Origin of the sequence: uncultured Barnesiella sp. (genome assembly GCF_946496565.1) — a bacterium.
Classification (GTDB): domain Bacteria; phylum Bacteroidota; class Bacteroidia; order Bacteroidales; family Barnesiellaceae; genus Barnesiella; species Barnesiella merdigallinarum.
Genome location: NZ_CAMMHD010000001.1, coordinates 167,151 through 181,229, shown reverse-complemented (window position 1 = coordinate 181,229; position 14,079 = coordinate 167,151). Strand labels below are relative to the sequence as shown.

Genomic DNA, 14,079 nt, shown 5'->3' with positions numbered 1-14,079 from the left:
CATTTTTTACCATAGGTTTAATTTAGGAATAAACTCTTTTCTTATTTTTGTGACAAGACTTCTGGATGGCGCCACCTCGTATCTCGTAGACCTCTATTACAAGGATGAGAACAACCAAAAAGTCTACAAACTGAAAGATGAAGAGACTACGACCACGAGCCTTCAGGTTTCGGGTCTGGAGGTTGAGACCACCTACTTCTTCACCGTTCGCGGCAAGAACGCCGCCCAGCTTTCGCCCTACTCCGAAGAGTATGCCATCTTGTCCGAGCTCGTTTCGCCCGACCTCATGTCGTGTGTCGATTATACCGGCGACTCGTTCAAGGCCCGCTGGCGTCCGGTCGAGGGTGCTACCTTCTACCTGGTAAGCGTCTATAATCTGGTGGTCGACAACTACACGATGGAGCCGAATTATCTGCTGCGCCAGGAAGAGACGACCGACACCTGCATGACGGTAACCGGCTGCGCCCCCTCGCTCACCTACTACTACATTGTACAATCGAAGGGTGTCGGCGTATCGGCAGAGTCGGGATATGCCATGCCGGCCGTTCCGCAACTCACCGCTCCCCTGCCGCTCGAGCCTACCAACATCACTTCGAACAGCTTCACCGCCAACTGGGAAGAGGTTCCCTATTCGCAAGGCTACACCCCCTTCCTGTATAAGGAGCATACGGCTCTGGCCGACGAAAAGCTGTCGATTATCGACACCGACTTTGCCGATGCCGTTTGCCCGCCCAGCTACGAACCGTGGGGCGACATGACCATCACCGATCCCTTCGAATCGTTCAGCCCCTACTACTTCGACGAATTTGCCGGCATGGCCGACTGGTACATCAGTGTAACCGCCTTTGCCGACGGTGCCCTGGGTATCGACAACATGTATCCCGACTTCTTCGACATGGGCTACATGATTTCGCCGAAACTCGACTTCTCGCTGGGCGACGGTACCGTAACGATCGACGTCGACTGGTTGAGCATCCACGCCTCGTCGACTACCGATGTATTTGCCATCGTTGCCTTTGCCACGGTAGGCGAAGACAATAGCATCAACATCGAGGGTACGCCGCAAACCTTCCTGGTTCCCAAAGGCACCTTGAAGCACGAGACCATTACGCTCACGGGCGGACAACCCGACAGCTACCTCATCATCTTCACCGAAGACAACGGTATCATCATGCTCGACAACCTGAAGGTAGAGATGAGCATGAACAAGGACCAGAAGGTGATGCTCCCCTTGCAATCGCTCTTTACCGAAGAGACTCACATGGACTTCTCCAACCTCGACAACTTCCCCGGCGAGCGTTATGCCTATAACGTATCTTCGGCCTACCTGGGCGACGGAACCTTTGTATACCAGAGCGGATACTCCGACCTGCAATTCATCGACCTCCTCCCCTCGTCGGTAACCAGCGAGAAGTTCGACGGTGTCAAGGCCTACGTGAGCGAAGGCAAGCTGCACGTTGTCAACCCCGACAACGAGCCGGTCAACCTCTACGACGTCAAGGGAGCCCTGCTTCTGTCGGTTCCCGCAGGTGAATCGGAGGGCGTCTACGACCTGCCCGGTGCGGGACTCTACATTGTAAAAGTGGGTAACCATGCCATCAAGGTAGTTCGGTAACAATCCACATATAGTTCAACCTATATAAAAGCGGGGGCGGCTCAATTCGTTGAGTCGCCCCTCTTTTTTCAACCGTTTATCGCCGTACGGACGACTCGCCCGCCCCAGCCTAAGCCGGGCAACAGCAGAGTCAAAAAAAGAGCCAGTCTCGCCTCCTGTGAGGCGAGACTGGCTCTTTTATCCGTATAAATAGTGATATGGTTCGTTGCGTGTTTTCAGATGCACTCTTCGTTTCTCTGCCAGGTACCCGTCTTGTCGATGACACCCCACAGCGTATCGAGTTTCACCTCGGCGAGCCCTTTGGAGAAGGAGTCGGCCTCGTCGTAGAGGAAGGGCAGAAACTCCTGCCCGGCCTTGTCGATATAGCCCCATTTCCCGTTTTGTTTCACGGCGGCGACATCCTCCTTGAAGTTCCAGGCAAAATCGTATTGCAGCGGTATGAGCAGGTGGCCCGTCTTGTCGATGAAGCCCCACTTCTCGTCCATCCGCACGGCAGCCAGCGATTCGTTGAAACACCACGAGTCGTCGAAGCGCGGCGGAATCACCACCTTGCCCGAGGGGTCGATAAAGCCCCATTTGTCGTGCAGCTTCACCGGGGCGAGGCCTTCGTGAAAATCGGCAATATGCTCATATACGATAGGGACTATCTCCTTACCCTCCTGGTTGATGTACCCGTATCGTCCGTTTCGCTCGACCAGGGCCAGACCGTTATGAAAAGAGTGGGCCCAGTCGTAGTCAAACTTGACTACCGCCAGCCCGTGCCGGTCGATGAACCCATACTTGTGGTCGATCATCGCCACGGCAACCCCCTCGTGAAACGAGTGGGCGGCGTCGAATTGCGGAGCTATAAATACCTTACCGGAGTGCTTCTCCCGGTAGCCATATTTCCCCGATTCGTCCTTGAACGACTCCAAATCGGGGAACCCTCCCAACGAGTTAAACTTCGAACTGCTTTTCATAAGTCGGTAAGAATAAAAAGGAAACGTCAACAAATATATTTTTTTTAATTGACAATTCCAAGAAATATCCCGAAAAATATTTGTCTCAGAAGCGCATGGACCCATTGTTTTGAGCCGGGATGTCGAGCCTCTAAAAAAACAAAAATTAGAGAAAAAGATTTGGCTGTTTATACAAACAGCAGTACCTTTAACCTCTATAAAATGTTAACTTAATTTCAATATTTTGCTATGACAAATGCGTTATTCTGGCTTGTACCCATCTCTTCGGTACTGGCTCTACTCTTTGCTTGGTATTTTTATAAGCAGCTGATGAAAACCGACGAGGGAACCCCTCAGATGCAGAAGATTGCGCTCCACGTGCGTAAGGGAGCCATGTCTTACTTGCGTCAGCAATACAAGGTCGTCGGGCTTGTTTTCCTGGTTCTGGTCGTTTTGTTCTCGATTATGGCCTTCGGGTTCGGGGTTCAGAACAAATGGGTTCCGGTAGCCTTCCTCACCGGCGGTTTCTTCTCGGGCCTGTCGGGCTATCTGGGCATGAAGACAGCCACTTACGCGTCGGCCCGTACGGCCAATGCCGCCCGCACCTCGCTCAACAGCGGCTTGCGCATCGCCTTCCGCAGCGGCGCCGTCATGGGCCTCGTGGTAGTGGGTCTGGGACTGCTCGACATCTCGTTCTGGTATCTGCTGCTCAATGCCGTGATTCCCGACGAAGCCTTGAACCCGGCGCATAAACTCTGTGTCATCACCACCACCATGCTTACCTTCGGTATGGGAGCCTCTACCCAGGCCCTCTTTGCCCGTGTAGGCGGCGGTATCTACACCAAAGCCGCCGACGTGGGTGCCGACCTCGTGGGCAAGGTCGAAGCCGGTATCCCCGAAGACGACCCCCGCAACCCGGCTACCATTGCCGACAACGTGGGCGACAACGTGGGCGACGTGGCCGGTATGGGCGCCGACCTCTACGAGTCGTATTGCGGCTCTATCCTGGCCACCTCGGCGCTGGGTGCCTCAGCCTTTATCGGTGCGGGTGAAACCGAAATGCAGATGAAGGCGGTCATCGCCCCCATGCTCATCGCCGCCGTAGGCATTCTGCTCTCCATCATCGGTATCTTCTCGGTACGTACCCGCGAAGATGCCAAGATGAAAGACCTGCTGAAGTCGCTTTCGTTCGGTACCAACCTCAGCTCCATACTCATCGTATTTGCCACCTTCGGTATTCTGTGGGCTCTGCAACTGCAAAACTGGGCCCTGATAGGCGGCTCGGTAGTGGTGGGTCTGCTGGTGGGCATCATCATCGGACGCAGCACCGAATACTACACCTCGCAATCGTACCGCCCCACCCAACGCCTCTCCGAGAGCGGTAAGACCGGCCCCGCCACCGTCATCATTTCGGGTATCGGTCTGGGCATGATTTCAACGGCTGTCCCCGTCATTGCCGTGGTAGCCGGTATCATCCTCTCCTACCTCTTTGCCTCGGGCTTCGACCTGAGCAACGTGACCCTGGGCCTCTACGGTATCGGTATCGCAGCCGTGGGCATGCTCTCGACGCTGGGTATCACCCTGGCTACCGACGCCTACGGTCCCATTGCCGACAACGCCGGCGGTAACGCCGAGATGAGCGGCTTGGGCGAAGAGGTACGCAAGAGAACCGACGCCCTCGACTCGCTGGGCAACACCACCGCCGCTACCGGCAAAGGCTTTGCCATTGGCTCGGCCGCCCTCACGGGTCTGGCTCTGCTGGCCTCGTACATGGAGGAGATTCGCATCGGTCTGACCCGCATCGGCGAGACCGTCCTCGAGTTTGCCGACGGCACTACGGTGATGATCAGCGAAGCCTCGTTTACCGACTTCATGCGCTACTACGACATTACCCTGATGAACCCCAAAGTGCTCTCGGGCATGTTCATCGGTTCGATGATGGCCTTCCTCTTCTGCGGATTGACCATGAACGCCGTAGGTCGTGCCGCCGCACACATGGTCGAGGAGGTGCGCCGCCAGTTCCGCGAAATCAAGGGCATCCTCACCGGCGAGGCCGAACCCGACTACGAACGCTGCGTGGCCATCTCGACCCAGGGAGCTCAACGCGAAATGGTCGTACCCTCGCTGCTGGCCATCGTGGCTCCCATCGTGACGGGATTGATATTCGGTGTATCGGGCGTGGTAGGCCTGCTCATCGGCGGCCTCAGTGCCGGCTTCGTGCTGGCCATCTTCATGGCCAACGCCGGCGGTGCCTGGGACAATGCTAAGAAATATGTCGAGGAAGGTAACTTCGGCGGCAAGCACAGCGACGTGCACAAGGCTACCGTCGTGGGCGATACCGTGGGCGACCCCTTCAAGGATACGTCGGGCCCGAGCCTGAACATCCTCATCAAGCTGATGAGCATGGTAGCCATCGTCATGGCCGGTTTGACCGTGGCCTGGAGTCTGCTGTAAAAGCAATCGTTCATAACCATAACCCCGAGAGGCCGTACCGGAATTTCCGGTACGGCCTCTTCTGTTTACCGATGAATACGAAATATTCTCATCCTCCACTGATAGATTCGCGGCACAAGAGCCCTCTCTTATTCCAAACGGCCCCAGCTGTCGCCTACCCTCTTCGAGGTACAGGATGCCGACAGCCGGGATTGGTATCTGCTCGATACTCACGGCTACATAGTCGAATAGATTTTGACACACCAACGGGAACGACGATAAACGGTTTCCCGCCTTCTTCTCTTTCTTGAGCAGGGCTGTACAGGGGGCTATCGGCCTCGGCACAGCCCTCGCTCTGTTTCCATTTCAACCTCGAGCCGCCACATTCGGGCTATCTTTTAGCTGCAAAATATAGGGCGTTGAAATAAAAATCGCTATTTTTGCAAATGTCGAAACACACCTCGACATACAAGGACAAAACAAGAAAGGGATCATATTTCATACCGTGGGACTATAGACCGGGCTATGAAACACAGACAGTTCAAAGCGAACAGAAATGACAGATAACCAACTGATACAATCACTGATCGACCGGGACGAACGCATCACGCAGCAATTCTTTTTTCAGAACTGCCGACCGCTTTTCAAGAAGGTCATAAGCCTGGTATTCTCCTATCCGGTCGATTACGATGAATTTGTCAACGAGTTTTACCTCTACCTCATGGAAAACGAGGCCTGCCGCCTCAAACAGTTCCAGGGCCGGAGCTCCATCTACCAGTGGTTGAAAACCGTGGCCATACGCTACTTTATCCACAAACGCGACTGCCTGATAGATATGGAACCTCAAGAGCCTCTGTTAGATAAGACCCCGGTCGACGAGACCGTCGACGAGGAAAAGAGGCTGACGTCGCGACTGGACCTGGAATATCTGCTGGCCCGGATGACCAACAAACGTCAGGTCTACGTCATCAGAGAGCTGGTACTGCACGATGCCGAACCCCGCGAGGTGGCCCTCGCCCTGCAAGTGACGGTAGATAATCTATATAACATCAAGAAACGGGCTATTGAGGCGCTGACTAAAATAGCCATTAACGAAGCAGAAAAGTATGAAAAAAGAAGCGACCGATAACAACTACATATCGTCCGAACTGCTGGCGGCCTATCTGGACGGGAGAGCTACGGCAGCCGAGAATGAACGTGTGCTCAAGGCTCTGGCCGAGGATTCCCGGTTGCGCGAGGTCGTGAAAATAGCACAAGCCGTTGACGAGCCCGAGAGCTTCGAAGCCGACGAAATCGACCTCCTGCCCATGACGGCTCTGGCCGCTTCGTGTGGCGACGAGAACTATTGCTGCCTCGAGTGCGAAACCTATATCCTCAACCGCCACCCAATTGCCTTCGACGAAAAAGAGTTGTTGGCCGACGCCGTGCGCAACAAGTGGCAGAAACCCGACGGCACCCCGCTGCACCACATCGGGCGGCATCTCGAGCGATACGGCCTGTCGGTGACTCGCCTCTACCAGTGCAGCCTGTCGGACATCGTCGCCGCCCTCGACGCCGGGTGCGACGTGATTGCCGCCGTCGACGGAGGCGAACTGCTGGGCCACCCGAGCGACGAACTGGCCGAAGACCTCTTCGTCGGGCAGATACCCGACCACACGGTGGTAATACTGGCCTGCGATACGGCGCAGCACACCATCACACTCCACGACCCCAACAGCTCCCGGCCAAGCGACAGCTACCCGACCGAACAGTTTATGAACGCCTGGGCCGACTCCAAATACTATTTGGTAACCGCAACCAACGACAACAGCATGAACCAATATACACCCCACCCCATCGACCTTACCGATGTAGTGCTGGACGACGATTTGAACGACCTGCGCGAAGCCATCGCCGAGAACGCCCACGAAATCTGGGCCGAGAACCGAAAGTCCGAAGGCTGGACCTACGGTCCGCAGCGCAACGACTCGCTGAAGCAGACCCCCGACATGGTGTCCTACGGGCAACTGCCCGAATCGGAAAAACGGTACGACCGCGAGATGGCCATGCAGACCATCAAGCTGCTGAAAAAACTGGGCTACGACCTCATCAAACGGGAAGATACCGAGCTCTATCAGGTACTCAAGCGCCGCATACAGGAGTCGAAGCTGGAGTACCGCTGCCCGCAATGCGGCAACACGGTCTACCGCCACCAGCACTTCTGCGACCAGTGCGGCACCCGACTCGACAACATCACGTGGGATAAGGACCAAGAAGACCAAGAGTAATGAATCTCGACGAAAAAACTAAAACAGAATGCCATGATTAAAGCATCAGAATTCATACATCCCGAAGATGCGGCGGCCCTCCGCCAACTGGAGAGCATCCCCGGGTTCCCGGCCCTGGCCAAGAAAATACTGGAACTGGGATACGAAAAACTGCAATACGGGATCAATATGGCGTCGACCATTAGACTGTCCGACAAGCAGTTGCCCGAGCTCTACCGTCACCTGCCCCCGATATGCGAGCGGCTGGGTATCGCCGAACCCGAGTTCTACCTGCAAATGAATCCCAACCCCAACGCCTATACCTCGGGCGACACGCGCATATTTATCGTCGTGACATCGGGGCTCGTAGAGATGATGGACGACGAAGAGCTGGATGCCGTGCTGGCTCACGAATGCGGCCACATACTTTGCCGCCATGTGGTCTACAACATGGTGGCCCAATATGTATCCATGGGGCTCGATGCCCTGGGCATACTGGGCTCCATTGCCAAACCCATTGAATATGCGCTGCTCTACTGGAGCCGCAAGGCCGAACTCTCGTGCGACCGATGCGGCAGTATCATCACCTCGCCCGAAGTGGTAGCCCGCGTCATGGCACGACTCGCCGGGGGCCCGCGCGCCATCACCAACCATCTGGACCTGGAAGAGTGGGCCAAACAGGCCGACCGATACGACGAGATTCGCAACGACGGCCTGTGGAACAAGGCTCTGCAACTATCGGTAATCATGGGGCAAGACCACCCCTTCAGTGCGGTGCGTGTGCGCGAAATACTCCGGTGGGGAAAGAGTGCCCAATACCGTCACCTCATGCAAAACCTGAAGGCCGAAGCGTCGGGGAAACGATGCCCGAAATGCAACAAGCCGGTTTGCCTCGAGTGGGCCTACTGTAAATACTGCGGAACGAAATTAGGATAAACCATCAAATAAAAAGGCTATGTTTTTCAACGAAAAGGGAATACTCAATATCGACGAGATGGTCGCCAACAACGACTCTTTCAAAAGAATCATGGAAGATCACACCGTCGACGAAAACGAAATCAAGGAACAATCGGACAAAGTAGTAGCCATGCTTCACCAAATGGAAAAAGAGTTCAGCGAAGAGCAGCTGCTCAAGGTCAAAGAGCTGTTGGTCGAGACCAGCGTACTCTATGCCATATACAACTATTACTCCATCCAACACCTAAATCAGTAACTACCATGGGAACTTTTTGTACCAAAAAGATATTATACGGTTCTACCGCATTGATTCCAGCCATCGCCAACAGCATCCGGGAAAAGTTTCAGAACGACGGTTACGAGGTGGCCATGGACGCACTCAGCAGCGGAGGTTACGACATCTCCATCACCAAAGGCAACATCTTCAAAGCCGTGCTGGGCATGAAAACCGCGCTGAAAGTAACCTTGCTTCCCCAAGACAACAACATCCATTTCGAAGCCGGTGTGGGTATCTGGGGACAACAGGCTATTCCTACCGTCATCTCGATGCTCTTTTTCTGGCCAGTCCTCCTCACCCAAATCTGGGGGATGGTCGAGCAGGCCCAACTCGACAACCGGGCCCTGGACATTGCCAACGAAGTGATTGCAGCGCACAGCCACGAGTCCGGTATCGGGAGCGATCAGAAATTCTGCACCTCCTGTGGAGCCCCCAACCCCGGGTCGGCCAATTTCTGTTGCAGCTGCGGCAAACCTTTATAACAAACAGTTGACCCTCCTCGGAAAAAGCGGGCGCTTTGTCAGCCAAGCAGGCTTCGCTTTTCTGCAGGAGGGCAGCTTCCTTTTACCCCCAACGTCTCACGGGGGCGAACCAACCGGCGACACGGGTTGTTATAGGTACAGTTTCTAATCTAAAAAAACAGAAGTCCTATGGCAAAAGAAAGTGTTGCTATCTTGAGTGGAAAAATCGACGTGGTAGAGGTCCTCGCCGAGTTGAATGCCGCCTTGTCGGAAGAGTGGTTGGCCTTTTATCAATATTGGGTAGGAGCTCTGGTCGTGAAGGGCACGATGCGGGGCGACGTGCAACGCGAATTTCAGGCGCATGCCCTGGAAGAGTTTGAACATGCCCGCCTCCTGGCCGACCGTATTGTCGAACTCGAAGGAATGCCGGTTCTCGACCCCAAACAGTGGTTCGAGTTGGCCAAGTGCCCCTACACGGCTCCGACCGATACTGATGTCGTGAAACTGCTGAAACAGAACGTAGCCGGCGAGCGGTGCGCCATCCTGCGCTACCAGTCCATTGCCTCGCTCACCGACGGAAAAGATTTTACCACCTGCGATATGGCCAAGCACATCCTGGCCGAAGAGGAAGACCACGAACAGGAGTTGCAGGACTTCCTCGACGATATTGCCCACATGAAATCGTACGTGTCGAAACAATAATACTCATATTTAGGATAACAAGCAATGCAAAGGCAGCCCCCGGGAAACATCGCGGAAGGCTGCCTTTATCATTCTGTACAGGGAGGCGACGGCTCAACCCTGCGGCGGGTTGGCTGCCGGGATTCCCTGCCCCCCGGCCTGTGCGGCCAGAGCAGCCGCCTGTGCCTGACTGGCCGCCTGTGCCTGCTCGAGCTGACTTTGCCGAATCGACTGCAACAGCTTGTCGGCAAAGGGGAAGGAGCCGTTCTCGAGCAACATCTCGAGCGAAATTTTCCCACCCCGGAACAGCTCCATGAGAAACTCGTTCGAGGCCAAACGCAAGGCCGGAGTCGAGAGGGTCTCGGCAATCGAGAGGTCAAACTCGGTGTTACGCACCTCGGCAGGTGTATAGGTCGAGGCATCTTTCCCGGCACTGCTCCCCGCGATGGTCTGGTAACGGGCATCGGTGTAGAACTGCTGGATGGTCTTCATGATCTTGATGTCGCGATCTTCGCGGAAGGTCTTGAACGACTCGAAGAGGTCGAGCAGGTTGGTCGACGAGTATTGCACCTGCTGCGAGTAGAGCGAGGCCGGTGTGCCCGAGTTCGGAGCCTTTCCCTGCATGGCCCCGTGCACCCCCGAAATATCCTCGAACAGCCGCATCTGCAACGACAGCATCTCATAGGCTCCCACCTGCGTGGCGTTGACCGCAATCTGCTGCGGCATGGGCGACCCGGGCCTGGGGCGGAACAGAATGATGCCGTTGTACTTGGTCCACTCGTCGGCAATATCCTCGATGGTCATGCCGTCGGGTATCTGGTCTTCGGGGAAAAGCAACACCCCCTTGGCACTCGAGCCCATGATGAAGTCGATCATCGTAATGAGGCGGTTGATGTACCGCTGCTGGTCGATGACATCCTCGACAAAGGCATGCACCTCGCCGTCGACCAGCGGGTAGAGCTTGAACACATAGGGGTGCTCGCCATGCCAGTAGGGCGTCTCGCCCTCGTCGAGCAGGTCGCCCAACGGCGAGAAAAACCGGTAACGCCACGTCTGCTCCACCCCCCACTCGGTCTCGATCAGAGGTACCGACTCTTCGGCAATGCCGGCCTCGCGCGCCGCCCGCTTGCGGGCCTCGTTCTCCTGCTCGACCACCTTTGCCTCGGTAGCCGGCAAGCTGTAATATTCGCCCGAAGCAAAATCGTGACAGTTCAGCGCCTCGCGGCTCTCGAGCTTCCACACCTCGATTACCCGGCACATCTCGGGCACCGAAGGCATGTAGAAGTCGAGCCGGTCGACACTCCGCGTCGTCAGGTTCTCGAAGTTGTGACGTGCCGTCTCGGTATCGGCCTCGGAGTAGATGTTGCGCAGCTGTACCGCCCGCTCGCGCGACCCGAAAGCAAAGCGCGATATGACCTCGGCAATGGTCATGTCGTGCAGCTCGCCTATGAGCGTGCAATCCCAGTGCCGGCTATCCTCCATCGCGTTGAAGAAGATGCGGTTGGGGTTAATCTCGTCAATCCACACATCGGTCTTTCCCCGACGGTATCCGTAACCGATTTTCTGGAAACAGATACCCGAGATAAGGAACTCCTCGAGGGTGCGGCTGTCGAGCTCCTGCAAGCGGTTGTGCTGGTAGGCATACTGCACGGCAGTACTCATCAGCTCGCCCAGACTCTGCTCCTTCCGGTCGCGCGCCACACACACCGGCTGAGTCTGGTTGTTGCGGAACTGCCCCAGCACCGACTTGACCATCTGGCGAATGAGGTTATTCTTCAACGGCACCTTACCCTGCTGGCGGATATACTCCTCCTCGGTCATCACCCGCCCGTCGGGCAGTTTTATCCGGTCGTTCCACTGCCGGCCATAGGTATAGTCCCGGTTTCGTTTTCGTTTGAGCCTGAAGTGATCGATCTCCTCCCAGGCCTTCTGCGCCTGCAACAGCACCGGGTAGTCGGCCCGTTCTATCTCGCCGCTCGGTTTGCGCCGGCCGTTTTTCCCCGCCGGCGGGGCTTTGTACGCATGATTTGCCATATTCGGTCTTGTTTTTAGTTCGCTGCAAAGAAAAGCACGACACGCCCCCCGTTTATGGCATCGTAATACAAAAGTCCCTGTTCCACCTGTTTATAAGACATACTTCCGAGATTTCGCACGGTATATCCAAAAAGGGCTGAAAAAATATGACAAAATGTTGCAGGAATCGTTTTTTTAATCTCTATATTTGTTATCGTGTCGATGCGGGCGGCAGAGCTCCCCTCCCCGGGGAGTGCGGTCGTTGTTCTCCCCGCAGCGGGAAATCAAACAAAATACCCTCTGGAGAACCGGGTATAACAAATTAAAAAGCTATGAAAAAAATTTTGCTGGCGGCAATTGCTGCCGTAGTGTGCGTAGGCGGAGCTTTTGCACAACTCTCCATGGGTCCCAAAGTAGGCCTTAACGTAAGCTCAATAACGGGCGACGGTTCCCAATACCGGGCCGGCGTGAATGTAGGCATCTTTGCCAACTACCGCATCAACAGCCTGTTTGCCATCCAACCCGAGTTCCTCTACTCGATGCAGGGCAGTGCCTTCGACGATGTCACCGTCCTCAACCAGACAATCGAGTCGAACTACACCTCGCACTATATCGACATCCCGGTACTTCTGAAAATCTATCCCTGGCAGGGCCTGAACGTACAAGTTGGCCCTCAATTCGGATTCTGTGTCGACGATGAATATAAGCTGAAACTGGGAGGGAAAGAGATTTCGAGCAACGACCTCAAGCAATACGGCTACGACGAGAAGGCCAACGCCTTCGATTTCGCCATTGCCGTAGGTCTGGGCTACGAATTCGATTTCGGCATGACCATCGACGCCCGCTACAACTGGGGCCTCACCAAGATTTACGACGATGACAAGGCCAAGAACAGCGTATTTATGATTTCGCTGGGCTACAAGTTCGATTTCTAATCACTACCCTCAACGATACAGCAAGGGGATATGTTGCAGATAGCAATCTCGACATATCCCCTTGCTCATATCTACGTATGAATCTCTGTCCATAAATAGCCTCTATTATTGCTCATAGAGAATACATTGCTCGTGAAAGCGCTCACGAATATTGAAAATTATGGGAATATACTATTGAAAATTACGGGGATTTTGTAAATTAGTCCCCAAAACTTATTCCTCATGTACTACCAAAGACTCATCGAAAAGGAGATAGAATTAAAGTTAAGGACATCGGGGGCCGTAGTTGTAGCAGGTCCCAAGTTCTGCGGTAAGACAACAACTTGCATGCGGTATCAAAAGAGTTTTGTAAAACTAAATACCAGGCAAGCCATCGCCATGGCCCGGATGAATCCCAAAGCCGTCTTAAAAGGAGAGACACCCCGATTGATTGACGAGTGGCAAAAGGCTCCAGATATATGGAACCAGATTAAAGATGACCTGGACTACGACTATCAATTCGGGAAATATATTTTAACCGGCAGCTCTACACCTGCCGATAAAACCGAAGTACACCATAGCGGAGCCGGTCGAATAACTCCGGTGAAAATGAGACCGATGAGCCTATGGGAATCTCAAGAATCAAAGGGAACGGTCTCGCTGTCGGATTTGTTTGAAAAAGGCAGGAATTTCCCCTGGGACCTCAATACCGATTTCACGCTCGACGATGTCGCATTTTTGATTTGCCGCGGCGGTTGGCCCATCTCGGTTTTGGCTGACAAAGAGATAGCCATAGAGATTACCAAGAACTATTACAATGGACTCTTTGTTTTCGAAGACTGCGAAAACGAACGGTTTCGGAACAAGAAACCTGAAGTTCTGAAAATGATTCTGCGAAGTTATGCACGGCACATCTCCACCGAGGCCGCTATCTCTACCATCATTGCCGATGTGCGCCAAAGCAACGAACGCACCATGGATAGCAAGACTTTCGACGATTACATGGAAGCATTGAAAGACCTCTACATCATCGAGGATATTCCCGCCTGGAACCCCAATATTCGCTCAAAGACCTCTATCCGCAGCACTCCAACGCGCCATTTCATCGACACCTCTATTGCATGCAGAGCATTGGGGATAGGGCCCGAGGATTTGAAACGAGACTTGGAAAGCTTCGGACTGTTTTTCGAAGATTTCGCAGTTCGGGATTTGTCGATATATGCCAATGCTTTAGGAGGACAAGTAACCCATTACCGAGACAATGCCGGACTGGAATGCGATGCCGTGATTCATCTCGAAGATGGACGATGGGGGGCCATCGAAATAAAACTCGGAGGCGATACCCTTATCGATGCCGGGGCAAAATCGCTGAAAACGCTACGCAACAAAATCATAGGAAAAAGCGACGAGAAAGCACCTGATTTTCTGTTGGTTCTGACTTCGGTCGGAGGTGCATATCAACGGGAAGACGGCGTTTATGTAGCTCCCATAAATCTGCTGAAGCCCTAATACCCATACCTAATATAAGTAAGAGAGGCCATGTT

General features: G+C 54.3%; 12 protein-coding genes. 10 read left to right on the top strand and 2 right to left on the bottom strand.

What is annotated here, in order from left to right; genetic code table 11:
• Positions 1–49 precede the first annotated feature (49 nt).
• Entirely contained in the window at positions 50–1,615 is a 1,566-nt protein-coding gene (locus Q1K76_RS00725) for a fibronectin type III domain-containing protein (RefSeq protein WP_300130294.1), read from the top strand.
• A gap of 215 nt (positions 1,616–1,830) precedes the next feature.
• On the opposite strand, the gene Q1K76_RS00720 is transcribed toward Q1K76_RS00725, so the two are convergent.
• Positions 1,831–2,574, bottom strand: a complete 744-nt coding sequence (locus Q1K76_RS00720; RefSeq protein WP_158096841.1) for a WG repeat-containing protein — start codon at positions 2,572–2,574, stop codon at positions 1,831–1,833.
• A gap of 228 nt (positions 2,575–2,802) precedes the next feature.
• Between Q1K76_RS00720 and Q1K76_RS00715 the strand changes: the two genes are divergently transcribed.
• The 7 genes from Q1K76_RS00715 to Q1K76_RS00685 all read left to right on the top strand — a co-directional run bounded on the left by Q1K76_RS00715 (position 2,803) and on the right by Q1K76_RS00685 (position 9,629).
• The gene (locus Q1K76_RS00715; protein ID WP_300130291.1) at positions 2,803–5,007 is read left to right on the top strand and encodes a sodium-translocating pyrophosphatase; all 2,205 of its coding nucleotides are present in this window, start codon (positions 2,803–2,805) and stop codon (positions 5,005–5,007) included.
• Between the two features lie 535 nt (positions 5,008–5,542).
• The gene (locus tag Q1K76_RS00710; RefSeq protein ID WP_258326472.1) at positions 5,543–6,115 is read left to right on the top strand and encodes a sigma-70 family RNA polymerase sigma factor; all 573 of its coding nucleotides are present in this window, start codon (positions 5,543–5,545) and stop codon (positions 6,113–6,115) included.
• A complete protein-coding gene (locus tag Q1K76_RS00705) occupies positions 6,093–7,253 on the top strand; it encodes a RyR domain-containing protein (protein WP_300130288.1) in 1,161 nt (386 codons plus the stop codon). The genes Q1K76_RS00710 and Q1K76_RS00705 overlap by 23 nt, the downstream gene beginning before the upstream one ends.
• Before the next feature lie 33 nt (positions 7,254–7,286).
• The gene (locus Q1K76_RS00700) at positions 7,287–8,168 is read left to right on the top strand and encodes a M48 family metallopeptidase (RefSeq protein ID WP_258326475.1); all 882 of its coding nucleotides are present in this window, start codon (positions 7,287–7,289) and stop codon (positions 8,166–8,168) included.
• Between the two features lie 19 nt (positions 8,169–8,187).
• Positions 8,188–8,445, top strand: a complete 258-nt coding sequence (locus Q1K76_RS00695) for a hypothetical protein (RefSeq protein ID WP_300130286.1) — start codon at positions 8,188–8,190, stop codon at positions 8,443–8,445.
• A gap of 5 nt (positions 8,446–8,450) precedes the next feature.
• A complete protein-coding gene (locus tag Q1K76_RS00690) occupies positions 8,451–8,948 on the top strand; it encodes a zinc ribbon domain-containing protein (RefSeq protein ID WP_206422474.1) in 498 nt (165 codons plus the stop codon).
• 168 nt (positions 8,949–9,116) lie between these two features.
• The gene (locus tag Q1K76_RS00685; protein WP_087408119.1) at positions 9,117–9,629 is read left to right on the top strand and encodes a ferritin-like domain-containing protein; all 513 of its coding nucleotides are present in this window, start codon (positions 9,117–9,119) and stop codon (positions 9,627–9,629) included.
• Positions 9,630–9,722: 93 nt separating this feature from the next.
• Here the strand turns inward: Q1K76_RS00685 and Q1K76_RS00680 are convergent, their stop codons facing one another.
• On the bottom strand, positions 9,723–11,642 hold the full coding sequence (locus tag Q1K76_RS00680; protein ID WP_206422475.1) for a hypothetical protein: 1,920 nt from the start codon (positions 11,640–11,642) through the stop codon (positions 9,723–9,725).
• 311 nt (positions 11,643–11,953) lie between these two features.
• On the opposite strand from Q1K76_RS00680, the gene Q1K76_RS00675 reads away from it, so the two are divergent.
• Both Q1K76_RS00675 and Q1K76_RS00670 read left to right on the top strand, forming a co-directional pair.
• Complete coding sequence (locus tag Q1K76_RS00675) at positions 11,954–12,556, top strand: porin family protein (protein WP_300130282.1); 603 nt, start codon at positions 11,954–11,956, stop codon at positions 12,554–12,556.
• Positions 12,557–12,778: 222 nt separating this feature from the next.
• Positions 12,779–14,044 (top strand): DUF4143 domain-containing protein, encoded by a 1,266-nt coding sequence (locus Q1K76_RS00670; protein WP_087408121.1) that lies wholly within the window; start codon positions 12,779–12,781, stop codon positions 14,042–14,044.
• Positions 14,045–14,079 lie beyond the last annotated feature (35 nt).